We start from the raw sequence: 24502 nt of genomic DNA, 5'->3' as shown, positions 1-24502 counted from the left end.
ATAAAGGTTTATATTTTGAGTAAATATAAATCTCTTATCATATTAAGCAAATAACGCCCGGGTTATTTTATCATTACACCGGGTTTATTTACTATGGGCAGTTTAATCAGGTTCATGTCCACGATACTTTCGGGCAGAAAGATGAATTTCTTATCGTAAATAGTATTGCCGATGTAATAGCTCAACCAGTATTCGTTGTTTAAGCCAAATGTTTGCTCGTCTATCGGCTCAATGATGGCCGAAGTTTTTGACGACAGGCTGGGTATCATGTGGCGAAGGGTAGAGGTTTTTACCTGTTCACCATCCTTTTCGCCGTAACCTTTTGAGGTTATAAGTATGTTTTCTATCGGCTCATCTTTTAAATTGATGATGTACACATACCAGGTTTTTCCCTCAACAGTTTCGCCCTCTAAAGCTACTGCTATCGCTATATCCTGAACTGTATTATCGGGAAGGTCTTTAATCATTATCTACTTCTTATTTCAGGTAATTAACCGGCTGTTACTTCTTCTTGGCGAACTTCTTAGCACCCTTTTTTGGCTCTTTACCAGCTTCACCGGCTAATGCCTTTACATCCTCAAAAGTAATGGTGTTAGGGTCTTTATCCTTAGGTATCTTGATGTTCTGTTTACCGTATTCTATATAAGGACCCCAGCGTCCGTTGAGTATTTTTGCTTCCGGGTCTTCATCAAATACTTTAATCAGCTTCTCTGCGTCCTTTTTTCGCTTTTCGTTGATGATCTCAATCGCCTGCTCTGTGCTTACGTCCAATGGATCAATACCTTTTGGCAGCGAGTAAAAAGCGCTGCTATGACGGATGTAAGGGCCAAACTTACCGATAGCTACGGTCATTTCCTTATCCTCAAATACGCCAACTTTTTTCGGAAGCTTAAACAATTCAAGTGCTTCTTCAAGTGAAATGGTTTCAATGCTTTGGCCGGTGCGTAAACTCGCATATAATGGTTTGTTGTCGGCATCGTCGTTATCCCCAACCTGTACAAAGGGGCCATAGCGACCAATACGTACCGATATTTTTTTGCCGGATTCCGGATGTACGCCTAACTCACGTTCGCCGCGTGCTTTGTCGGCTGTTTCGATGGTGTTCTCAACATCTTTATGGAAAGGCGCATAAAATTTACGGATCATGTCCGTCCATTCTTTCATCCCCTGGGCTATTTCGTCAAATTGCTTCTCAACGCTCGCGGTAAAGTTGAAATCAACAATGCCGTTAAAGTGCTGTACCAGGAAATCATTTACCACCGCGCCAATATCAGTAGGAAAAAGCTTACCGCGCTCGGCACCGGTATTCTCCGATTTTTCCTGCTTGGAGATTGAGCCTTCCTTTAAGGTTAATACACGGTAATTACGTGCTTTTCCATCACGATCTTCCTTAACAACATAACCACGGTTTTGTATAGTAGAAATGGTAGGAGCGTAGGTTGACGGACGACCAATACCCAATTCCTCTAATTTTTTCACCAAACTTGCCTCTGTGTAACGTGCGGGTGGACGAGAGAAGCGCTCCGTTGCGGAAAGCTCCTGTAAATCCAGTTGCTGGCCCTTTTGCAGCGGCGGCAGCATGGCGTTGTCACCATCCTGTTGATTGTCTTCCTCATCGTCGTTGCTTTCGAGGTACACTTTCAAGAAACCGTCGAATTTCATCACCTCGCCACTGGCAATTAAGTCCTCATTACGCGTTGATATACCAATCTTTGCAGTGGTTTTCTCAAACTGCGCTTCACTCATTTGCGACGCTATTGCACGTTTCCAGATCAATTCATATAAACGCTTCTCAGCGTTATCGCCATCAATGGTATGCCTGTCAAAATAAGTGGGCCTGATCGCCTCGTGTGCTTCCTGGGCGCTTGCGCTTTTGGTTTTATATTTTCGTTGCTGATGGTATTGCTCCCCATAAGCGCTTCGGATTTCCTGCGCCGCGGCATTCAAAGCCATGTCTGACAGGTTTACCGAGTCCGTACGCATATAGGTAATATTACCCGACTCATAAAGCCGTTGCGCTAATGACATGGTACGAGAAACGGAATAACCCAATTTGCGACTTGCTTCCTGTTGCAGGGTTGATGTTGTAAAAGGGGCTGCCGGTGAGCGTTTTGCAGGCTTTGTTTCAAGCGAATCAACCGTAAAATCGGCGCCTATACAGTCCTGCAAAAACTTCTCGGCATCTGCCTGTTGGGCAAACCGTTGCGGCAGTTCAGCCTTAAAAGCGTTTTTACCCTTGCCAAAAATCGCTACAATTTTAAAGGCCGCTTCGGTTTGGAATTTGTTGATCTCACGTTCGCGTTCAACAATTAACCTTACAGCTACTGATTGTACACGGCCGGCGGATAAAGATGGCTTTACCTTTTTCCAGAGAACAGGGGAAAGTTCAAACCCCACCAGCCTGTCTAACACCCGGCGGGCCTGTTGTGCATTTACCAGGTTATAATCTATAGTACGAGGATTATCAATTGCTTTTAATATAGCTGGTTTGGTAATCTCGTGAAATACAATGCGCTTAGTTTTATCTTCTTTTAAATTGAGCGTATCAAATAAGTGCCATGATATAGCTTCTCCCTCGCGGTCCTCATCGGATGCCAGCCATACCGTTTCGGCCTCCTTAGCTAACTTTTTTAACTCGCTAACTACCTGCTTTTTATCTGCCGGTACTTCATATTTTTGTTGAAAATTATTGGCTATGTCAATAGCATCCTCGGATTTCACCAGATCGCGGATATGCCCGTAGCTCGATTTTACGGTGAAGTCTTTGCCAAGGTAACCCTCGATGGTTTTTGCCTTCGCGGGTGATTCTACTATGAGTAAGTTTTTAGCCATTAACAGTTCAAATTTTCTGCAAATAAAATATAAAGAACGCTAAACGCAAATTTGTTTTAGTTTTAATTCTCCTAAGATTTCTGAGAACAGTGCAAAACAGTCCAGTTATTTTATGAAGTGCATTCAACGTATAACGCCCGATATAAACGCTTTATGGCATTTAAATCGGGCGTATTTCATTATTTTGTATTAATAATTAATTGTTTAGATCAGAAAACCTCCGCCAAGAAGATCATTGCCTTCGTAAAACACGGCAGATTGACCAGGGGCTATGCCGGAAACCGCATGGTGGAAATCAACTTTCATGTGTTCGCCCATTTGTACAATGTTGCTTAACGTGCCTGCGTCTTTGTATCGGATCTTTGTAACTGCTTCAATAGGCTCAGTAATCGTTTCGTATTTTATCAGGTTTAAATTTTTTACCCAGGCTTCTTTACGTTCCAATTCTTCGGCTGTGCCCAATACTACAGTATTTGTATCGGGCTGTATAGCAGTAACAAACATAGGCTTACCTAAAGCTATTCCCAAGCCCTTGCGCTGGCCTACGGTGTAAAAGGGATACCCCTCATGCTGCCCTACAACGGTTCCGTCAGTAAGTACATAATTGCCTTTACCAACCCGTTCATCTAAATCTTCAACCTTATGGCGCAGAAACGATCGGTAATCATTATCCGGCACGAAGCATATCTCGTAACTCTCGCTCTTGCCTGCAAGCTCCATCTGGCCCATATCCAGCGCCATCTGCCTGATCTCCGGCTTTGAAAAGCTTCCTAAAGGAAATTTAGTACGTGCCAGGTTTTTTTGCGATACGCCCCACAGTACGTAAGATTGGTCTTTGTTTACATCCTTACCTTTTGAAATTACGTAGCGACCATTATCATGTACCCTTATATTAGCATAATGCCCGGTAGCTATAAACTCACAATCCAGCTTATCGGCACGTTTCAGTAAGGCTTCCCATTTAATATGGGTATTGCATAGTACACATGGGTTAGGGGTACGGCCCGCAAGGTATTCATCAACAAAGTTGTCTATAACAAAGTCGCCAAATTCGTTACGAATATCAAGTATATAATGCGGAAAGCCGTAACTCACTGCCAACGCGCGCGCATCGTTAATACTATCCAGGCTACAGCAGCCGGTTTCTTTAGAGCTGCCGCCGGATGACGCGTAATCCCAGGTTTTCATGGTGAGGCCAATAACCTCGTAACCTTGCTCGTGCAGCATTACTGCCGCTACCGAACTATCTACACCACCACTCATGGCCACCAATATTCTACCGTGCTTGCTCATATTAGCTGCAAAAGTAAGCAATGTTTTACAGACACTTATATGCGTGGTTTATTTTGACGATTTAGTGATAACATTTATCAAAAATCATACAGAAAACATCTGTAAAGGCTTTCAGCATGTAGTTGCTTTTGAGTTAATGTGCTTTGTGTTTCAATTATTTGAGCGCGTTACTTGCATAAACCTAATAACTGGATTTCTTTATTCGCCAATAGCCGATGGTTTAATAAGTGAAGTTATTGTATACTAAACATCGTTATTTCTGCCGGATTTTGGCATTTAGCCGACAAACGTCGGCTAATTTGATTTTAAACCTGCTTGTTCGCCTTTATGCAGAGTATGCCGCGCTCACTTTTGAAAAATACATGAAGAGACCATTAGAATATGCCACCGTTTTTTAACGAGTTGCGGTAGGATTGTCCATTCTCAATGTTTTTTTTAAATTATGCTGCTGTAAATTCCGGGTTAAGCATACTATAGCAATCGATGTTTTAATATCATACGAGCACTTTTTTGAAATATTTCATACAAAAGTGACTTGTGTTTAAACATGATAAAATCGTAATTGCCATTTTGTTAAAAAAATAACAAAAGTGATAGTCGCTATTGCAAAAATGATAACACCTTATAGATTTGTAATACCCTAATTTATAAAGATATGAATGCTGTTAACTTAACTTTCGAGCAAAAGCTGCAAGGCGTGATACTTGCAGTTGTGGGCTTAGCAGTGGCGGTGAATTATTATTTTTTCTGATTACCCCCGGCATGATTTTTCAGCGGGACCCTGGCATGTAAGGGTCCCGCTTTTTGTTTACGCGTATGTTAAATCAGGTTGTCCTGATTTGCCCTGTTCCCCTAATTACCCATTTGTAACTTGTTAATTCGTTGAGCGCCATCGGGCCACGGGCATGTAGCTTTTGTGTACTGATGCCTATCTCGGCCCCTAAACCAAACTGGGCGCCATCAGTAAACGCGGTAGAGGCATTAACATAAACGGCTGCGGCATCAACTTCTGCGCTAAAGCGGTTGGCTTCATCCTCGTTTTCTGTTAATATGGCCTCGCTGTGTTTTGAGCTATGTATGGCGATATGGTTTAGCGCGCTATCCATACTGTCAACAGTTTTTATCGCCAGTTTATAATCTAGAAATTCTATACCAAAATGTTTATCCTCAGCATGTTGTAGTAAACTATGCAGGTAATGGTTTTTTAGTTGATGATAAGCAGGATTATCCGCATAAATAATTACGTTCTTTTCGGCAAGTGGGGCAACAATAGCCGCGAGATTTGTCAATTGCGATGAGTGCACAAGTAAACAATCTAAAGCGTTACAAACACTTACACGTCGTGTTTTGGCGTTAAGCACTATATCCTGTGATTTTACAACTTCGGCTGAAGGCGCGATATAGGTGTGTACAATACCGGCACCGGTTTCAATAACAGGTACTTTGCTGTTATCACGTACATAATCAATCAAGCCCTGACTTCCGCGTGGAATAAGCACATCAACCTTACCTGTAGCGTTTAGCAGGGCATGGGTAGCCTCGCGTTGGGCGGGGAGCAGGGTGAGGATATTTTTGTCGAGATTGTTTTTCTCCAATACCTGCCGGATAATTCCCGCAATGCACCTGTTGGAATGATCGGCATCACTACCCCCCTTTAAAACGGCTACATTGCCGGTTTTAAAACAAAGCGCGAATACATCGAAAGTAACATTAGGCCGCGCCTCATAAATAACGCCGATTACGCCAAGCGGTACCGAAAGTTTTTTTAACTGTAGTCCGTTTTCAAGAACACGTTCTTCCAATACTTTTCCTAACGGCGATTGTAGCTTACTCACTGCAACAATATCATTCGCGATACTTTGAATGCGCTCGGCGGTCATTTTCAGCCTGTCATACTTCGGATCATCGGCGGGCATCAGGGCGAGATCTTTTTTGTTTTCGCCGATAATAAACTCCGTATGATCAACGGCAGCGGCAGCCACCTCATGGAGTACTTTATTTATAACGTCTGCGGATAAGCCGGCCATTTTACGGCTTGCCGCGACAGCGTTATCAAAATAAAAATTGTAAGTTGTTATATCCTCCATTGATTATTGTAGGTAAAGATAATCGTAATGTACCAGCGGCTTCTGATTTTTCTGGCCCATGCGTTCGCGTGCTTTATCAGCCCCGTATTCCGCACGGCCAACGCCAATAATGTTGCCTGTGCTGTCAATCAATTTAATGATATCGCCCTTTCTGAAATCTGATTTGACAGCATGTATTCCGACCGGCAGCAAACTGATCGCTTTATCCGATGATAGCGCCTGTTTAGCACCATCGTTTAACTCTACCAAGCCGGTAGCTGCCGTTTCTGAATGCGCCAGCCATTTTTTGCGGCCGGATGTAATTTTTTGCGGCAAAAAGCGGGTGTGCGGTACATTTCCAGCTAAAATATCCTGCAGAATGTTTTGCCGGGTACCATTGGCAATATGCACGGTTATACCTAGTTGCGCTACCTTTTGCGCCATGTGGGTTTTGGTAATCATGCCGCCACGGCCAAATTGAGATTTACCCTGCATAACAAAAGCAGACAGATCAACGCCTTTGCCATTTACTTCCCGGATAACCTGAGAGGACTCAAGCGCCGGGTTGCCATTGAATATACCGTCAACATTAGTAAGTATTATCAATGCCTGCGCGTTAAGCATCGAAGCGATAAGCCCGGCCAGCTCATCGTTATCGGTAAACATAAGTTCTGTTACCGAAACCACATCATTTTCATTTACGATAGGAATTACACTGTGTTGCAGCAATATTTCCAGGCAGTTTTTTATATTAAGGTAATGCGTCCGGTCTCTGAAATCTTCTTTGGTAACCAAAACCTGTGAACATAGCTGCGCCGACTTTGCAAACGAATCAGCGTAGATATTAATCAATTTTACTTGGCCCACCGAAGCCATCAACTGCCGGGCTGCAACCGCGTCACAACGGTCGGCAACGCGTATTAATCCACGCCCCGAGGCCACCGCTCCCGATGAAACCAGTATAACCTCGACACCGCCATTTTTTAATTTCGTGATCTGATTGGTTAGGTGCGCTATCCGCTGCTCATCTATAAGGCCATTGCTTTGCGTAAGTACGTTTGAGCCTATTTTTATAATTATTCGCTTATATTTCATCAACTTAAATGATTTTTGGGCAATTTAGTCAAAATATAAGTGTTAATGTGTGGTTTTTAGGCTCACTTGTCGGAAAATCAATAAAAGGTGTACTTTTTTTATATAATGCTTATTTATATTGAAAAAAAAGTCGAATCTATGTTTCTTTTGACGCCGGACTGCCATCTTGTAAGAATTTGATATTCCGCTCCAGCCCGGTATACTTTGCACGTTTTACGGCTGATTTTTGGAAGACTTTTTTAAACGTTTCTTCTGTCAGTTCCGTCCAGTCGGCCAACTTTAAGCCAAGCAAATCCGGGTGAGGGTTAAAAGCAGGCTCTGTGTGCAGAACCGAAAACTTATTCCAGGGGCAAACGTCCTGGCAAACGTCGCAACCGAACATCCAGCCGTCCATCTTGTCTGTAAATGATGATGGAATTTCATTTTTTAGTTCGATGGTCAGGTAAGATATGCATCGGCTTCCGTCTACTACGTAAGGCGCAACTATAGCCTCAGTGGGGCAGGCATCAATGCAACGGGTACAGGTACCGCAATGGTCTGCAGTGGGCGCAACGTCATATTGCAATTCGAGGTCAATAATCAGTTCTGCCAAAAAATAAAACGAACCTGTTTTTTTGTTAATCAGGTTGCTGTTTTTTCCAATCCAGCCTAAACCTGCTTTTTTTGCCCAGGCTTTATCTAATACGGGCGCAGAGTCAACAAAAGCCCGGCCGCCTACATCACCAATGTGTTGCTGAATGAAATGTAATAAATGTTTCAGCTTATCCTTAATAACATGATGATAATCAGTACCGTATGCATATTTGGATATTTTTGGCGCTGTCGGGTCTGATTGTGTTTGATCAGTATAATAACTTAAACCCAATGAAATAACTGATTTAGCACCGTCAACCAGTAAACGGGGGTCGAGCCGCTTATCAAAATGGTTTTCCATATACTGCATTTCACCGTGCATATTGTTATTGAGCCATCTTTCAAGCCGGTGCGCTTCTTCTTCCAGGAAATCTGCTTTGGAGATACCGCAAAACAAAAAGCCCAAACGATGAGCTTCATCTTTTATCAGTTTGCTGTATGTGTCTTTATTAGCCGATATCATGCTGTAAATAAGCGCTTCGTTTTACAAAAATATTAAACTTATTGTATGAATAGTTAACCGGAATTCTTTAATAAGTAAATGATATTATCGGTTAATAGCGGCATATTTTTATATTTAGCTGACAATTGAGCTATTGACAGTATATGAGTTATTGCCTTAAATTCTGCCTTTTTGCTGTTTTATTGTGTAGTGCGATGGTTCATGTACGTGCTTCGGAGCTTGACTCTGTGTTTGTTACCCGGGCGTTGCAACACAATTTACCCGGTGTTAACGACGGCGATCTGGCCAGATATCTTAATACATTTTTCGTTAAAGTACCAAAAAGCCGGATAGACAACTCCAGGCAACGGGTTTTTACTTATATAAAGCGATATCGTGCCAACGAAGGTGTCGCATTTAAGCTGTTTGTAAATGGTATCATACAAAAGCGTTTTTTTAAATATTCGAAAGCACGTGTTGACTTTGATAGGGCTATAACAATGGCTGAAAAATCACGCAATCATTTTTTGTTATATGCCCTGCAAACCAACCAGGCATTTATTGAAGCTGCTGTTGGTAACAGCGCCGAAGCCATGGTAAGATACCGGCTTGCGCAAAAACAAGCGTCCTTACTGGATGACATCGACCGCCATATATTGCTTGCTATTAATATTTCTGACCTGTACTATAAAAACAACCTTTTCAGGCAGGCTGTACAATACCTGGATCAGGCGCAGGCCATGGCCGGGGCGCGCCGTTCATCTAACTTTCAGCACGAAAACTTTATTTACTTTAATAAGGTAGAAATATATTTCAGGCAAAACCGGCTCGACTCATTGAGAAAATACAAAGATCTTTTATCAAAACGTGACAAGAAAACGGCCGGGATATATGAGTTTAAAAAGCGCGCGTCCTATTTATGGTCAATAGCTAAAAAGCATCACCGCAAAGCTATTGATCAGATCAACACTCTTCGGTCAGACGAAAAATACCCTTTAAGTGATGAAGACCTGATTTACCTGGCTGACACGTATTATAAGGCGGGTATAAACGATTCGGCAAAAAAGACCATCGATCACGTCGTTAATACGTCGCCACACAACGATAACCCCTTCTTAAGGTATCATTTATACAATATGCTGGGTGAGATTGATATGAAAGACGGCGATTCAGTTGAAGCTTCTAAAAAATTTAAAATTGCCCTGGCAAATCTTCAAACATATACCGGCCATATGGTGCAGGTAGCCAATATATCTTCAGAGATGAAAATAGACCAGATCGCCGCCGATTTTATTCATAAAGAGGAAGCTTATAAGCGGCAGCGCCTGGTTCTTATATTCATAATCGTGGTTTCTGTGCTCCTCATCGTTATCACTATAATATTTTATCGCGGAGTTAAGCAAAGGCATTATTACGAACAGCTTCTGCATAAAGCTAAACATCAGGAACTGGCGTTTATAAACTCCCATGAAGTAAGGCGGCACCTGTCAAACATACTGGGTTTGGTGTCGCTTGTTAAACAAAAAAATATAACTGATGAGAAAGAACAGGATCGCATCATTAACATGCTTGATGATTCTGCAACAAGCCTGGACACAGCTATAAAAAACATTTCTGAAAAATTGGACAACTGACCACTAAGTTGTACTAAAAACTTCGTTTTAATAAACCAAAGTCGGTTTAGATATGCAAATGGTATGTGATTTGCCCATAGGTTAAAAAATTTATGAAGTTGCACATAGTATTAGCCGATAGCGATGTTAAAACAGATAGACGAGTTGCCCGGCCATGTACTTGGTGTGCATGCAAAGGGATGTGTCACCAGGCGGGACATTAAAACAGTATTGGAGCCCGCTGTTGACAACTTTGTGAAGATTTACGGTGGCTTAAATTATATTTTATTAGCCGAAAGTAGTATTTGGGATTATACTACAGGCGCCATGTTCGCTTATCTGTTTTTGATTATTAAGTACTACACCAAATGGAATAAGGTGGCGGTGGTAGCTGACGACAAGGGAGTACAGATGTTTACAGCAGTGTTTCGCTTTCTGATCCCGGGAGTTTCAAAACGATTTCAATTTAAACAGATGGATAAGGCCATTCAATGGATAGCAAAAAAGGATCATTAAAAATTACTACTATGAATACAGAAAAACAAGAACATCGGGATGATGAAAACGTTAAGCAATCATCCGAACAGCAGGGGCATGATTTAACAAAAGGCAACCAGCCTACCGAGCAGAAGAAACCCGACGACGATTTAGTGCACACGGTAGCACCTGATAACGATAGCGGAATTCCTGGTCCGCCGGCTGAAGAGCAAGACGAGGATGATCAATAACTTAAATTGATCAAAAACATTAACGGCCTGCTTTGTAAATCAGGCCGTTAATGTTAAAAGCTATTCTTCATGCTGTTGTGCAGTGTTTTAGCGCTCCAGTAGCCACTGCCTAATATACGGCGAACGGTGTACAAAGGGTCTTCCTGGTCGCGTTTTTCGGCAAGCTGAAACGCCAGTTTAAAACCGCGGCTTTTTAATTCAGGCAAACCCTCTTTGTTCCATAGTCCGAAAGGATAAGCGAAGTATTCAATTTTACGCCCGGTTATTTCTTCCAGCCGTTTTGTTGGTTTGTCGAGCTGGATAAGCCAATCTTCGCCCTTCAACTTTTTAAAATTGTGGTGATCCCATGTATGGCTGCCAATTACGTTACCCGCGTCTGAAAGTTCCTTTATTTGCTGGCTGTTCATGTAGTTCGGCCGACCTATTGATACCGTCATGATAAAGTATACCGCTTTGTAACCATACTTTTTAAGCTCGGGTGCGGCAATAGTGAACTGATCAAGGTCAGTATCGTCAAACGTGAGCATCACCGGTTTTGAGGGTAATGCTTTGCCATAAACCAGGTAATCATAAAGCTGATCTGGCAATACAGTGTGGTAACCGCTGTCAGCCAGCATTTTTATATGCGACTTAAAGTTTTCCGGTTCAACAATGTAATCCTTGGCGGTTTTTGAATCGCGCGGGCGCCAGTTTCTGATCTGGTGATAACAAATGATAGGTACCTGCGGCCTTGAAAGTATAGTAGCGGCGTCGGCTGCCTTAGCATGCACCGCTTTAATGGTATCAGTAGCGGCAGTATCGTTTTTAGACGTACTGTCCGCAGTCAGGTTATTATTAGATACCGACTGGCAGGCCATAAGCCCCAAACCGGCAAAACAGGTGATAGCAATAAATTGCTTAAGCATATAAGTATATCGTGTTAAAGAGTATTCCGGCGGATTGTAAATCCGCTGTTAGTTTTACGCAAAAATATAAATTGCTACAAAATAATTCGTTCTCCCTGGCTTATTGATCGCTTTGCAGCGTCAAGTATCTGCATTACAATCATATTATATGTCAGCGATGCCTGATCGTGCGAATCATCAATTTTTCCATCAAGCACCGCGGCCAGGTATACCAGCGGATCGTTATAGGGCGATGCTAACGGAGTAGCTTTGCGGTTGCTGTTTTTATTTTCGCTCAAGCGCACCTGTAGTTTATCACCGTCGAAAGCATGCACATAGCCGGTACTGCCAAATATCTCCCAGTCCTTAATGTTAAAAGGCCAGTTCCATGAGGCTTCTATTTGCCCTACGGCGTTTGGGTACTCCACCAAAATAGTAGCATCATCCTCAACCTTAGGATATACATCAGGCTTATAATGCCGGGCAACGGCTGTTACCGCTATGGGTTTTTGGCCATTCATGATCCAGGTCATCAAGTTGGCGCCATAGCATCCAAAATCATTAAGCGCACCCGCGCCGTTAAGAACAGGGTCAGTAAGCCAGCTCAAAAACTCCTCACTACAGCCTATTTCGCGCGGGCCTTTATGCCCATCATGTACCACCATTTTACGTATGATACCCAGGCTGTCTTTTTTTGCCAGATCGTATACCTCTTTAAATGAGTTATACCAAGTTGTTTCATAATTGGTAAGTACTTTTATTTTGTACTTGTCGGCAAGTAATTTGATACGTTGTGCCTGCGCGAGGTTTGCTGCCAAAGGCTTCTCAACCATAACCGGAATATGCATCGGCGCGCAAATTTCTACAACGTCAACATGCTGCGCAACCGGGTTATAACCCAGAACAGCATCCGGTTTACGGTTGCTTAGCGCCTGCTTCAGGTCGCTATAAAAAATGTTTTCGGGCAGGTTGTAAAGCTTGCGATATTTTTGCCAAAGCTTTTTGTCAGGCTCCGCTATGGCGCTGATCTCTACTTCGCCCTTGCGGTACTGATTCATGATGTTGTGCACATGGTCATGAGACAGGCCTGCCACAACCACGTTCAGTTTGTGTTGTTGTGCGCTAATATCATTCCTGATTCCGAGCAGCAAAACAATTAAAAACAGGAAGGTTAATTTTATTGATTTCATAAAGTAGAAATAAATTTAGAATAACGATGGTGTGCCACCAGGCTTAATTTTGCCGAGATGTTTGTAAGCTGTTTCTGTTACTTCACGCCCACGAGTTGTGCGCATTAAAAATCCTTCCTGTATTAAAAAGGGCTCATAAACCTCCTCGATGGTGCCCTCATCTTCACCAACTGCGGTAGCAATTGTTTTTACTCCTACGGGGCCGCCTTTAAATTTATCGATAATTGTTGCCAGTATTTTGTTGTCCATTTCGTCAAGGCCATGTTCGTCAACATTAAGCGCATTTAGCGCGTAGCGGGCGATCTCGGTATCTATGTTACCGTTGCCTTTTATTTGCGCAAAGTCACGCGTGCGCCGTAGCAGCGCGTTAGCTATACGTGGGGTACCGCGGCTACGGCGCGCTATTTCATAAGCACCGGTTTCGGTAATCTCGGTACGCAAAATAGATGACGAGCGCATCAGGATAGTGGTTAATAGCTTGGCATCGTAATATTCAAGGCGGGCGTTTATTCCAAACCTTGCTCTCAACGGCGCGGTAAGCAAGCCTGAACGCGTAGTAGCTCCGACAAGCGTAAAAGGATTAAGTGATATTTGTACCGATCGCGCATTGGGGCCACTTTCCAGCATAATGTCAATCTTAAAATCTTCCATTGCCGAGTAGAGATACTCCTCAACAAGCGGACTGAGCCGGTGTATTTCATCAATAAACAAAATATCCCCGGTTTCAAGGTTCGTAAGTAACCCGGCCAGGTCGCCCGGTTTATCAAGCACGGGGCCCGAAGTTATTTTGATGCCAACGCCCATTTCGTTAGCAATGATGTGCGATAGAGTAGTTTTACCTAATCCCGGTGGGCCGTGCAGCAAAACATGGTCAAGCGCCTCGCCGCGCTGGCGGGCCGCCTGTACAAATATTTTTAAATTGGCTAATATTTTATGCTGGCCGGTAAAATCTTCAAATACCTGCGGGCGTAACACTTTTTCAATATCACGCTCCGCCGGACTTAAACGCTCTCGTGCCGGGTCAAGATTCTCGTTCATTGCCAACGAAATTAGTAATTTTTTGCGAGTAGCTTAGTTTTATTCAACTGCATTTTTTCTGTGGATTATCACTCAATGATTTATAACGTTACGTTTGATAAACAGACAATTACAATTGTTATCATTACCTTGGTGACATCTTTCTCTCGTTTAGTTAACTAAAATATAAAGATTTTCGTTTTTGGAAACCCTTTTCATTGCAACATGTTAATTGATAAATCGTAAAAACAGTATTGCTGAACTAATTCATAAACTATGCAAGCTCAAAAGTTACCGGTACCTGCGAATGAAATGGAGAGGGTTATTGAACTTTCTGAATATGATATTGATTACGGAGCGATGCAAGAACAGTTTAAAGACTTAACCACCCTGGCTGCTAAGATTGCCGGGACGGAAGTTTCGTTAGTAAACCTGATCGATTCATACACTTCGTGGACAATTGCAAGGCACGGACTACCGGTGGAGCAGTTACCCCGCGAAGAAACAGTATGCCAGTATACCATCTCGGGTGATGATAATTTCGAAATAACTAACCTTACTGAGGACGATCGTTTTAAAAATAAATCATACGTTAGCGGCGCACCTAATTTGAAGTACTATTTTGGAGTGCCGTTGAGAACAGCCAATGGAAACAACCTTGGTGCTTTATGTCTGATGGATGCCGAAACGAGACAGCTTAGTCCGGAAAAGATTGAAATGCTGAAAATTATCGCGGGTGAAATAGTTAACCGTTTGCAGGTTTATAAAACCTTGCAGGAACTTAAACAAAACGCCAACGAGGCGCTGGAAAGCAAAAAGCGGGTAGCGCATGATATACGCGGGCCTGTTGGCGGAATCATCGGCTTAGCCCGCGTGATTAGCGAGCAGGGAAACGAAAACAATATGGAAGAGGTTCTGGAGTTTATCAACCTCATTTATAAGAGCGGAAACTCCATACTCGAACTGGCGGATGAAATTCTTAGTAATGACTTGCCTACGTCAGCTAAAGCCCTAGGAGCCAATGAATATAACCAACTAATGCTTAAGGACAAGCTGGAGAAATTATATGCGCCTCAAGCACTTAACAAAGGTATTCACCTTACCATAACTACAGACTCGGGGACTGAAGCTGTTCCTTTTTCTAAGAATAAGCTTTTGCAGATCATAGGCAATATCATCTCAAACGCTATAAAGTTTACGCCTCGTGGTGGCGGGGTTTCGGTAAGTTTTGGTTTGCAATTAGGCACCAATCAAAACACCTTGTTATTTACCGTGGCCGATAACGGGGTAGGTATGCAGCCTGAAAAAATCGCGTCCATACTATCCGGCGAGGGTGAAACCACACACGGTACTGCCGGCGAGCAAGGCTACGGTTTTGGCCTATCGCTTGTAAAACATTTAATTGACAGCCTGAAAGGCTCGCTGGATATTACTTCTACACCGGGCAGTGGCAGCGTTTTTAGTGTTAAGATTCCGCAGGGCAAGGTGTCGTAAAAAATAGAAAGCCCCGTGCACTCGCTGCCGGGGCCTTCAAACCTAAACCTTATCACATAGCAGGCAGGTGCCTGCGATACAATAGTACGGCAAAATATCCATTGGCGTTAGTGGTTTTGTAATTTCTAATGGAATTTTAATGCAGCTTAACTGATATTATATGATTTAAGCAATGTTTAAATGCTCGCATTCAATATAAAGTAAGTATTAAACAGGATGTAGAAAGCCAGTACTATCCGGCCGCTGCGTATGTCAAATAGGCGCGATTCATTAATCTTACCTTGTTTTATAAGCGTTAGGGTATAAGCAGTGCATATAATTACCGTAAGTATGCATAGTAAAGTAAGGCCGTGAAGCGTATCTACCAGTGTAAACGTGGTTGAATCGGGTAGCGAGGCATCTATAATATACTTATTACCAATTACCGCGAATAATGCGCCCACACTAAGTCCGAAGCGGGAGTCGATACTATCCGCATGTATGTAAAAGCACATGTAGGCAATCAAAAAAGCAACATACATACCCAAAAACATTTTCCAGAAAAGCCCCATCGCGTTGCGATGAATAACTAATTTAGTTTTAAAGCTGCTGTATTCGGTATGCGGCTTTTTAAGAGTTTCGTCGCCAAAGCCGGTTTCATATTTTTTAATTCCGGTGGCAATTTCAACACTGTCAATATTCCATCCACGGAGTGTCAACCGCGGATCAAAGTGTTGCCCGACAGTATCAGCAGCGAAAACCAGCGCATCCGAATCAAATTGCGAGTTTTCAATGGAAAAGCGGAGCGTCTGCTTATCAAACGGAAAATTATTAATGGTCCAGGTATCTTTCATCACACATTGGAGCTTCATCATCAGGTATATACGCCCGTCCGAGGAATCGACAGTTGAGAATGATTTTTCGACTGTTTTGGCCAATGGCACTTCCAGGTTCCGCTCAAAATCAAAATCCTTATTCTTGTATTTCATCCACAACCAAAGGTTCACGGTATACTCCTTATCCTTAAAGTTGATATCGTGAATGCTGGTTATATAAATACCGGTGCGCACCGTATCGGGAACGGGGCGGGCAATCGCCGAAAAAAACGGGAAGAATATAATAAGAAGTATCAGCTTAGTTTTCAAGGTATTGCTCTGTAACTAAGGCTTAACAGCTTTATGTTTAAGTTGTTTTAGCGCAAAAGGCTGATACTTTCACGTTTTTAATGAAACATTAAATATAAAACTGTGCCTGTGGCCCCTGATTAAATAGCAGATCGACGATACTTAAATCCGGCATAAAGCCTTTACGTTCTTCAAAAACCTGAAAGTAGGGTTTATTATCGGTAATCAATCCTTTTTTAGGATGAATGCTTTCACGCACGTCAGCAACACCCGGATATTGTGCTTCGTAGCTTTCAGTGAATTTCAGAGCGGTTTTTATTTTGACCAGCTTCAACAGCAACTCCAATACTTGCTGATTATAATCAAATAAATAATCAACTTTTTTCTCGTAAAACGGCGCGAAATCATCCTCATAAAATTCAAAATAAGCTGAGCGGCGGTAACAGGCTTGCAGGCTCATCCAGTGCAAGCGCTGCCAGTTAAAATCGTAGCTGATGCGTACATCCTTTATTTTTGTGTGATTTTTTGACCCTTTAATAACAGGCACTACCAGACTCAAAATACCATCAGGCGAATATATATTAGCGCGGTTACGGTAGGTTTGCTTAGGGAAATGCTCCTCACGTTCCATCCATACATCGGGTTTATGCTTATTAAGTTGGGTAAAGTATGATACCGGTGGTAGATAAAACAAGGGAAGAACTGCGCCTTTATCGATCATATATTTTATGTTTGTGCTCAAATTTCGCAGAAATAAATGATAAACAAAGGGCTTTCATATATCGGTATCGGTTTTTTATACCTGGTATCGTTATTGCCTTTTTGGTTTTTGTATCTTATTGCCGATGTGCTTTTTGTAGTAATATACTATATTACAGGGTACAGGCGCAAGGTGGTGCAGCAAAATTTACGGAACGCTTTCCCCGAGAAGAGTGATGAGGAGCGGTGTAAAATAGAGCGTGATTTTTTTCGCTATTTTGCTGATCTGATCGTTGAGATCATCAAGGGCATCACCCTTTCAGAACGGCAAATTAATAAGCGTATTAAAATTTTAAATGTAAACCTGATCAACAGTTACTTTGAGCAGGGACGAAACGTGATAGGAGCAGTGGGGCATTATGGTAATTGGGAAATGTCGGCCTTGAGCCTGGGGGTAATTACGGATAAACCCCGGCTGATTGTTTATAAGCCATTGAGCAACAAAATTTTTGAACGGTTTTTTATTCATGTACGGTCGAGGTTTGGAGCTACGCTGGTGGCGATGAAAAATACCCTGCGCAAACTGAGTGAGATGCGCAGGCAAGTTTCAATAACGGTTTTAGTGGCCGATCAAACACCCGTGCAGCACGAGGCGCAGTACTTTACCACCTTTTTAAACCAGCCAACGGCCGTTTTTTTAGGCGTTGAAAAGCTGTCGAAAATGATGGACGCCGTAGTGGTTTTTTGTGATATAAAGCGGGTGAAAAGAGGGTATTATACTTGTACCTTTGTGCCACTTGCCGAACATCCCAAACAAACGGCAGAATATGAGGTTACTGAACTTCACGTAAAATATTTAGAGAACATGATAAGGCAACAGCCGCAATACTGGCTTTGGACGCACAGGCGCTGGAAATTTAAGCCGGAGGATAAGCATTAATGAATTATATACCTAAAGTTGCCGCTGTTATTTTAAACTGGAACGGCCTTGCGCATATACAGCAATTTTTGCCTTCGGTAATGGCCTCTACATGGCAGAATCTTGAAATAGTACTGGGCGACAATGGCTCAACCGATGGTTCGGTTGAATGGGTAGCAAGCGTTTATCCGTCAGTAACCATAATCCGGAATGAAGAAAACTATGGCTTTACCGGTGGTTATAACCGCGTTTTAGAAAAAGTAGACGCCGATTATTTTATACTCCTGAATTCGGACATTGAAGTGCAGCCTGGCTGGATAGAGCCTGTAATAGCTTTAATGGAAAGCGATGAACTTATTGCCGCGGCGGCGCCGAAAATACTTTCGTATGCCGATAAAAAGATGTTTGAACATGCCGGGGCGGCCGGCGGTTTTATTGACCATTTTGGTTACCCGTTTTGCCGCGGACGAATATTTTACGAGATAGAAGAGGATAGGGGACAGTACGATCAATCAGGTGAGGTGTTCTGGGCATCCGGTGCGGCACTGTTTATCAAGAGAAAGTGCTGGCGGGAATCCGGCGGGTTTGATGAGCGCTTTTTTGCCCACATGGAAGAGATTGATCTTTGCTGGCGTTTGAAAAATATGGGTTATAAAGTAATGTACTGTGCCGAATCAACCGTTTACCATGTCGGCGGCGGCACTTTAAATGCTGAAAACCCTTTTAAAACTTATCTTAACTTCCGCAACAACCTGTTGCTGTTAAAAAATAACCTGCCGTTTGGCCGGGCAACATTTGTAATTGGCCTGCGTTTTTGGCTTGACCTGTTGGCGCTTTTCCGGTTTTTAGGCGAGGGTAAACGTAAGGACGCTTGGGCGGTAAGCAAAGCGCATCAAAATTTTGTGCGGCAGCTATTTAGATCATCTAACCATAAAGGAGAAAAGAAGGGGAGTGTTAAATCTCTTACCGGCATGTATAAAGGCAGTATAGTATCAGCATTTTTTGTGGGGAAAAAACACAGGTTTACTGATATATCTCCGGAATTCTTTTACAAGTAGGAGCTATTGTTATAAATAAAAATGGCTCGCTAATCAAGCGAGCCATTTTCGTTACTGATAAACCTCTTTATTGGCTGATGCCAAGGTGTTTTTAAGCAAGCCAACGATGGTCATTAAACCTACACCGCCGGGTACCGGGGTTATCCATGATGCCTTCGGCGCAACGTTCTCAAAATCAACATCGCCATATAATTTATAGCCCGATTTTGTGGTGGCTGATGTTTCGCGGTTCATACCCACGTCAATCACTACCACGCCATCCTTGACCATATCGGCCGTAATAAAATTCTTTTTACCGATGGCAACAATAAGTATATCAGCATCCAGCGTAAATTTCTTAATATCCGGTGTACGGCTGTGGCAAATGGTTACGGTACAGTTGCCCGGCTGGGTGTTACGCGCCATCAGTATGCTCATTGGAGAACCAACAATATTACTGCGGCCAACTACCACGCAATGCTTACCTGCGGTTTCAATACCATATTCCTTTAGCATCAGCGTAATGCCATAAGGCGTAGCCGGGATGAACGATGGCAGGTTACGCTGCATGCGGCCCAGATTTACTGGATGAAAACCATCAACATCCTTACGGTGGTCAATACGCTCGGTTACTTTTTCCGGGTCGATGTGTTTTGGTAAGGGTAGCTGAACAATAATACCGTCAATATCAGCATCGGCATTAAGCTCCTCAACTTTTTTCAGCAGTTCTTCCTCGGTAACAGTATCCTCATAACGTACCAGTGTCGATTTAAAGCCTACCTTTTCGCAGTTCTTCATCTTGCTGGCTACATAGGTTTCGCTGCCACCATCGTGCCCAACCAGTACTGCCACCAGGTGCGGCTTACGGCCGGTTTTTTCTAATATAACCGCTGCTTGCTCGGCTATCTCTACCTTGAGTTTTTCTGATACGTATTTTCCGTCTAATAAATTCATTTAGCCCCCTAACCCCCTAAAGGGGAATAAAAGTTTAACTCCTCAATCCCCTAAAGAGAAGCAATATACAGCCGTTTACAACACCCCCTTTAGGGGGCAGGGGGGCTAATCTAATTTAAGCACCGCCATAAACGCCGATTGTGGTATCTCAACGTTACCTACCTGGCGCATGCGTTTTTTACCTGCCTTTTGCTTTTCTAACAATTTACGCTTACGCGAGATGTCACCACCGTAGCATTTGGCCGTAACGTCTTTACGCATGGCTTTTACCGTTTCGCGGGCGATGATCTTGGCACCTATGGATGCCTGTATCACGATCTCGAACTGCTGACGTGGTAAAAGCTCTTTCAGCTTCTCGCATATCTTTTTACCAAAATCGTACGAGTTGCTGCGGTGTATCAGTGATGATAAGGCATCTACAGGCTCACTGTTCAAACGGATATCCAGTTTTACCAGGTCAGACTGGCGATAACCGATCTGATGATAATCAAATGAAGCGTAGCCTTTTGAGATGGTTTTCAGCTTATCGTAAAAATCGAACACGATCTCGCCCATAGGCATCTCAAATACAAGCTCTACACGGTCTGATGTAAGGTACGATTGGTTAACAATGATACCACGTTTGTTGATACATAGCGACATCACAGGACCTACGAAATCAGACTTGGTGATGATGGTAGCCTTAATATATGGTTCCTCAACAAAATCAATCTTGCTTGGATCAGGTAAGTCAGATGGATTGTTTACCAGCATGCTATCGCCCTTAGTGGTATAGGCTATGTATGATACGTTGGGAACGGTTGTGATCACCGTCATGTTGAATTCACGCTCCAAACGTTCCTGGATGATCTCCATGTGCAGCATGCCCAGGAAACCGCAACGGAAACCGAAGCCTAAAGCCGCTGATGATTCCGGCTCAAAAACAAGCGAAGCATCATTCAATTGCAGTTTGGCCATTGATTCGCGCAGTTCCTCATAATCCTCGGTATCTACCGGGTAAATGCCCGCGAATACCATGGGCTTTACTTCTTCAAAACCCTGTATGCCTTCGGCGCATGGGCGGTCAACCTGGGTAATGGTATCGCCAACCTTAACCTCACGCGCTTCCTTAATGCCGGATATTATATACCCCACGTCGCCGGTTTTGATAACATCCTTAGCCAGCGGACGAAGCTTTAATGTTCCAACCTCGTCAGCCAGGTATTGCTTTTCGGTAGCTACGAATTTTACCTTGTCGTTTTTACGGATCTCGCCGTTAACCACCTTAAAGTAGGCGATAATACCGCGGAAGGAATTGAAGACCGAATCGAAGATTAATGCCTGCAAAGGTGCGTCAGGATCGCCGACAGGTGCCGGCACACGCTCAACAATGGCGCGTAAAATATCGTGTACGCCCATACCGGTTTTGCCGGATGCAGCTAAAATATCCTCACGCTTACAACCTATCAGGTCAACAATCTGGTCTTTTACTTCCTCGGGCATAGCGCCGGGCAGGTCCATTTTGTTCAGCACCGGGATAATCTCCAGGTCATTCTCCAATGCCAGGTACAGGTTTGATATGGTTTGCGCCTGTATACCTTGTGCGGCATCAACAATCAATAAGGCACCTTCGCAGGCGGCAATTGAGCGTGATACCTCGTACGAGAAATCCACGTGCCCGGGCGTATCAATCAGGTTGAGCGTATATTTTTGACCATCAAGCTCGTAATCCATTTGTATGGCATGGCTTTTAATGGTGATACCGCGCTCGCGTTCAAGGTCCATATCGTCAAGCAACTGGGCCTGGCTTTCGCGCTGGGTAATGGTGTTGGTGTATTCAAGTAACCTATCGGCTAAAGTGCTTTTGCCGTGGTCAATGTGTGCTATAATACAAAAGTTACGAATATGCTTCATCAGAACCGCAAAAATAGCTTTTTGCCTTGATAAATTTGCAAAGCACCTTGCGGATATTTAGTTAATGTTATATTAAGTAGTATGGAAGCAGTATTAAAGGCTATTGAACAGCAGCTTAATGAGTTCGTACAAGGCTATCAACCTGTAAGCGGCGGCGATATTAATAGAGCATATCGTATAGATACAGTTAGTATGACCTATTTCGTCAAGGTCAACAATAAAAATAAGTTCCGGGGTATGTTTGATGCAGAGGCTAAAGGATTGAACTTAATAGCATCAACCAATACGATAGCAGTACCTCAAATAGTTATGCAGGGCGATGCAGGGGATGACAGCTATTTGCTGTTGGAATGGCTCGATACAAAAAGCGCCGCCGCCGTTGATATGCGAGAGTTGGGTAGGCAACTTGCCGATATGCATCGTGTAAGCGCAGAATATTTCGGGCTGCCGTATAATAACTATATGGGGTCATTAACGCAAAGTAACAGGCAGCATTCTACCTGGACTGAGTTTTTTGTTAATGAGCGACTGATGCCCATGATAAGTATGGCGAGAGGCAAGAAACTGCTTGATGCTGGCGACGTAGCTTTGTTTGGGCGGTTATACAACCGGCTTGCCGCGCTGTTTGACGAAGAGCCCCCGAGCCTTATTCATGGTGATTTATGGGGTGGTAATTACCTGATCGGCAGTAGGGGCAAACCATATTTAATTGACCCTGCGGTAAGCTATGGCCACCGGGAGTTCGATATCGCGATGACGACTTTGTTCAGTGGTTTTGGTAATGAGTTTTATGATGCTTACCAGGATGCTTTTCCACTAACAAAAGATTGGCGACAACGCTTAAACCTTTGGAATATTTATCCGCTGCTGGTTCATTTAGATTTGTTTGGTGTAACGTATAAGCAGCAATTAATAAGTAGTTTAAAAGGCTATCTTTAATGTCTTAATAAAATAAATAATTGAAAATCAATGTATTAATTGTAAAATTGTATTTTTATATAAAATCTATAGATTTAGTAGTATATTTGTTTCGTCAATAGAACAAATGATGAATACGACCTACATCTACTTTAGTCCTCAACTAAGCCATTTACTTAAGGCTTTTTTTTACTGTTGTTGATGGTTATTACAGAGAGAGCATCTTCCATACTTACTAATCATTCTTTTATCAACAACATAATTACCATGAAAAAATATACTTTACTGACGGCGGGTTTAGTGCTGCCTTCTGTTTTATTTGCGCAGCAAATTGATTATAATTTAAAGGGCAGTATTAAAAATTTTAACAGCGGCGGTAAGGCGTATCTGCAATACCGTACCGATGCCGGTACCGTTGTAGACTCTGCCGAAGTTCAGCAAGGAGGTTTTGCTTTTAAAGGTAAATTGCCTGAAGCAACCAAAGCTACCTTAACTATTACCCGTGATAACGAAAACTTTCAGCAGAAGCGTAACGCCGACCGGTTAGCATTTTATCTCGAAAACGGTAATGTCAATTTACAGGCAGCAGATTCAATAGCTAAGGCAACTGTAAATGCGGGACAACTTAATAAAGATAATGTTGAATTGACCGCAGTGCTAAAACCTTATAACGAACGATTGCGTGCAGAATACCGTGCTTATGGCAGCTTGCCAAAGCATCAGCAAACCAGCCAGGCCGAAGCCGAGCTCGAAAAGAGGGTAGATGCAATTGAGAACGAACAGAAAGCCGTATTGGTGCCGTTCATAAAATCGCATCCTAACTCACTGATAGCACTTGAAGCCCTAAAAACCTATGGTGGCTATTTTCCCGAAGCAGCCGACGTGGAGCCGTTATATACCGGCTTGTCCAAACAGGTTAAAAGCGGTAAGGCTGGTCTGCAATACCAAAAATGGCTAAACGGCTGGAAGAGGACTGCCTTTGGCGCTATTGCTCCTCAGTTTACGCAGGCTGACAAGGATGGAAAACCTATTTCGCTGGCATCATTTAAAGGTAAATATGTATTGGTTGATTTCTGGGCATCATGGTGCGGCCCTTGCCGGAACGAAAATCCTAACGTGGTAAAAGCCTATGATCAGTATAAAGATAAGAACTTCACTATTTTGGGTGTATCGCTTGACAGTAAACGCGATGCCTGGCTGAAAGCCGTTGCAGATGATAAGTTAGTCTGGACACAGGTATCTGACCTTAAATACTGGAAAAATGAGGTAGCTGAATTATACGGCGTTCGCGCTATACCGCAGAACTTTTTAATAGGGCCGGATGGAAAGATTGTAGCTAAAAATCTTACCGGCGATAAACTATCAGCAACGCTGGCTGAAATTTATAAGGCCGATAAGCCATTAACTACAGCAAGCGCCGGTAATAAGTAAATTTTACAAAGGTAGGGTGGCCGAGCGGTGAGGCGGAGGTCTGCAAAACCTTTTACGACGGTTCGAATCCGTTCCCAACCTCTCTTAGCACAAGTGGTGGTTCTTTGTGCTGCTGAAGATGGCTCCGGCGCTCTCGCGCCGGGCCAATACTTCAAATCAAACTTTAACTATTAACTGACTATTTGACGAGCTGCTGCGATAGCACCTCAAACGCAGGTTTTGCTTAAGTATACCTGTCCAAATAACTGTGTTAGGGTGTAA

21 protein-coding genes and 1 tRNA gene are annotated in these 24502 nt (G+C 43.1%); 9 read left to right on the top strand and 13 right to left on the bottom strand.

Features of this window, described 5'->3' with window-relative positions; all coding sequences use genetic code 11:
• Positions 1 to 62 precede the first annotated feature (62 nt).
• The 6 genes from ABD960_RS09635 to queG all read right to left on the bottom strand — a co-directional run bounded on the left by ABD960_RS09635 (position 63) and on the right by queG (position 8382).
• Positions 63 to 467, bottom strand: a complete 405-nt coding sequence (locus tag ABD960_RS09635) for a hypothetical protein (RefSeq protein WP_345330942.1) — start codon at positions 465 to 467, stop codon at positions 63 to 65.
• A 34-nt stretch (positions 468 to 501) separates the two neighbouring features.
• Positions 502 to 2832 carry a type I DNA topoisomerase gene (gene topA / locus ABD960_RS09630; protein ID WP_345330941.1) on the bottom strand — a complete coding sequence of 777 codons (2331 nt, stop codon included), beginning with the start codon at positions 2830 to 2832 and terminating at the stop codon, positions 502 to 504.
• 204 nt (positions 2833 to 3036) lie between these two features.
• Positions 3037 to 4125 carry a tRNA 2-thiouridine(34) synthase MnmA gene (gene mnmA, locus ABD960_RS09625; RefSeq protein ID WP_345330940.1) on the bottom strand — a complete coding sequence of 363 codons (1089 nt, stop codon included), beginning with the start codon at positions 4123 to 4125 and terminating at the stop codon, positions 3037 to 3039.
• A gap of 824 nt (positions 4126 to 4949) precedes the next feature.
• Positions 4950 to 6212 (bottom strand): glutamate-5-semialdehyde dehydrogenase, encoded by a 1263-nt coding sequence (locus ABD960_RS09620; RefSeq protein WP_345330939.1) that lies wholly within the window; start codon positions 6210 to 6212, stop codon positions 4950 to 4952.
• A gap of 3 nt (positions 6213 to 6215) precedes the next feature.
• The gene (gene proB / locus ABD960_RS09615) at positions 6216 to 7286 is read right to left on the bottom strand and encodes a glutamate 5-kinase (protein ID WP_345330938.1); all 1071 of its coding nucleotides are present in this window, start codon (positions 7284 to 7286) and stop codon (positions 6216 to 6218) included.
• 136 nt (positions 7287 to 7422) lie between these two features.
• On the bottom strand, positions 7423 to 8382 hold the full coding sequence (gene queG, locus ABD960_RS09610; protein ID WP_345330937.1) for a tRNA epoxyqueuosine(34) reductase QueG: 960 nt from the start codon (positions 8380 to 8382) through the stop codon (positions 7423 to 7425).
• A gap of 194 nt (positions 8383 to 8576) precedes the next feature.
• Here queG and ABD960_RS09605 point away from each other — a divergent pair, with 194 nt between their 5' ends.
• The 3 genes from ABD960_RS09605 (at position 8577) to ABD960_RS09595 (ending at position 10702) form a co-directional block, all read left to right on the top strand.
• Positions 8577 to 9995, top strand: a complete 1419-nt coding sequence (locus ABD960_RS09605; protein WP_345330936.1) for a tetratricopeptide repeat protein — start codon at positions 8577 to 8579, stop codon at positions 9993 to 9995.
• A 123-nt stretch (positions 9996 to 10118) separates the two neighbouring features.
• The gene (locus ABD960_RS09600; protein WP_345330935.1) at positions 10119 to 10490 is read left to right on the top strand and encodes a SpoIIAA family protein; all 372 of its coding nucleotides are present in this window, start codon (positions 10119 to 10121) and stop codon (positions 10488 to 10490) included.
• An 11-nt stretch (positions 10491 to 10501) separates the two neighbouring features.
• Positions 10502 to 10702, top strand: coding sequence for a hypothetical protein (locus ABD960_RS09595; protein WP_345330934.1), 201 nt, complete (start codon positions 10502 to 10504; stop codon positions 10700 to 10702).
• Between the two features lie 53 nt (positions 10703 to 10755).
• On the opposite strand, the gene ABD960_RS09590 is transcribed toward ABD960_RS09595, so the two are convergent.
• The 3 genes from ABD960_RS09590 to ruvB form a co-directional block, all read right to left on the bottom strand.
• Entirely contained in the window at positions 10756 to 11607 is an 852-nt protein-coding gene (locus tag ABD960_RS09590; RefSeq protein ID WP_345330933.1) for a polysaccharide deacetylase family protein, read from the bottom strand.
• A 74-nt stretch (positions 11608 to 11681) separates the two neighbouring features.
• Positions 11682 to 12776 carry a Gfo/Idh/MocA family protein gene (locus ABD960_RS09585; protein WP_345330932.1) on the bottom strand — a complete coding sequence of 365 codons (1095 nt, stop codon included), beginning with the start codon at positions 12774 to 12776 and terminating at the stop codon, positions 11682 to 11684.
• Between the two features lie 15 nt (positions 12777 to 12791).
• Positions 12792 to 13814: a Holliday junction branch migration DNA helicase RuvB gene (gene ruvB, locus ABD960_RS09580; protein ID WP_345330931.1), complete on the bottom strand. Its 1023-nt coding sequence runs from the start codon at positions 13812 to 13814 to the stop codon at positions 12792 to 12794.
• A 255-nt stretch (positions 13815 to 14069) separates the two neighbouring features.
• Between ruvB and ABD960_RS09575 the strand changes: the two genes are divergently transcribed.
• Positions 14070 to 15287 carry a GAF domain-containing sensor histidine kinase gene (locus ABD960_RS09575; protein ID WP_345330930.1) on the top strand — a complete coding sequence of 406 codons (1218 nt, stop codon included), beginning with the start codon at positions 14070 to 14072 and terminating at the stop codon, positions 15285 to 15287.
• Between the two features lie 176 nt (positions 15288 to 15463).
• Here the strand turns inward: ABD960_RS09575 and ABD960_RS09570 are convergent, their stop codons facing one another.
• Together ABD960_RS09570 and ABD960_RS09565 are read right to left on the bottom strand one after the other, a co-directional pair.
• Positions 15464 to 16411, bottom strand: a complete 948-nt coding sequence (locus ABD960_RS09570) for a ligand-gated ion channel (protein ID WP_345330929.1) — start codon at positions 16409 to 16411, stop codon at positions 15464 to 15466.
• A gap of 88 nt (positions 16412 to 16499) precedes the next feature.
• Positions 16500 to 17111, bottom strand: a complete 612-nt coding sequence (locus tag ABD960_RS09565; protein ID WP_345330928.1) for a WbqC family protein — start codon at positions 17109 to 17111, stop codon at positions 16500 to 16502.
• A 36-nt stretch (positions 17112 to 17147) separates the two neighbouring features.
• Between ABD960_RS09565 and ABD960_RS09560 the strand changes: the two genes are divergently transcribed.
• Both ABD960_RS09560 and ABD960_RS09555 read left to right on the top strand, forming a co-directional pair.
• On the top strand, positions 17148 to 18029 hold the full coding sequence (locus ABD960_RS09560) for a lysophospholipid acyltransferase family protein (RefSeq protein ID WP_345330927.1): 882 nt from the start codon (positions 17148 to 17150) through the stop codon (positions 18027 to 18029).
• On the top strand, positions 18029 to 19066 hold the full coding sequence (locus ABD960_RS09555; RefSeq protein ID WP_345330926.1) for a glycosyltransferase family 2 protein: 1038 nt from the start codon (positions 18029 to 18031) through the stop codon (positions 19064 to 19066). Before ABD960_RS09560 ends, ABD960_RS09555 begins: the two co-directional genes overlap by 1 nt.
• Positions 19067 to 19117: 51 nt before the next feature.
• On the opposite strand, the gene ABD960_RS09550 is transcribed toward ABD960_RS09555, so the two are convergent.
• A complete protein-coding gene (locus ABD960_RS09550; RefSeq protein WP_345330925.1) occupies positions 19118 to 19999 on the bottom strand; it encodes a bifunctional 5,10-methylenetetrahydrofolate dehydrogenase/5,10-methenyltetrahydrofolate cyclohydrolase in 882 nt (293 codons plus the stop codon).
• Positions 20000 to 20104: 105 nt separating this feature from the next.
• Positions 20105 to 21892: a translation elongation factor 4 gene (lepA, locus tag ABD960_RS09545; protein WP_345330924.1), complete on the bottom strand. Its 1788-nt coding sequence runs from the start codon at positions 21890 to 21892 to the stop codon at positions 20105 to 20107.
• An 81-nt stretch (positions 21893 to 21973) separates the two neighbouring features.
• Between lepA and ABD960_RS09540 the strand changes: the two genes are divergently transcribed.
• The 3 genes from ABD960_RS09540 (at position 21974) to ABD960_RS09530 (ending at position 24323) form a co-directional block, all read left to right on the top strand.
• Positions 21974 to 22831, top strand: a complete 858-nt coding sequence (locus ABD960_RS09540; protein ID WP_345330923.1) for a fructosamine kinase family protein — start codon at positions 21974 to 21976, stop codon at positions 22829 to 22831.
• 246 nt (positions 22832 to 23077) lie between these two features.
• Entirely contained in the window at positions 23078 to 24241 is a 1164-nt protein-coding gene (locus ABD960_RS09535) for a redoxin domain-containing protein (protein ID WP_345330922.1), read from the top strand.
• Positions 24242 to 24250: 9 nt separating this feature from the next.
• Positions 24251 to 24323 (top strand) — tRNA-Cys (locus ABD960_RS09530).
• Positions 24324 to 24502: the final 179 nt, after the last annotated feature.

This window comes from Mucilaginibacter defluvii, from assembly GCF_039543225.1.
Taxonomy (GTDB): domain Bacteria; phylum Bacteroidota; class Bacteroidia; order Sphingobacteriales; family Sphingobacteriaceae; genus Mucilaginibacter; species Mucilaginibacter defluvii.
The sequence above is the reverse complement of the archived record's forward strand: the minus strand, read 5'-3'. Positions and strand labels throughout refer to the sequence as shown.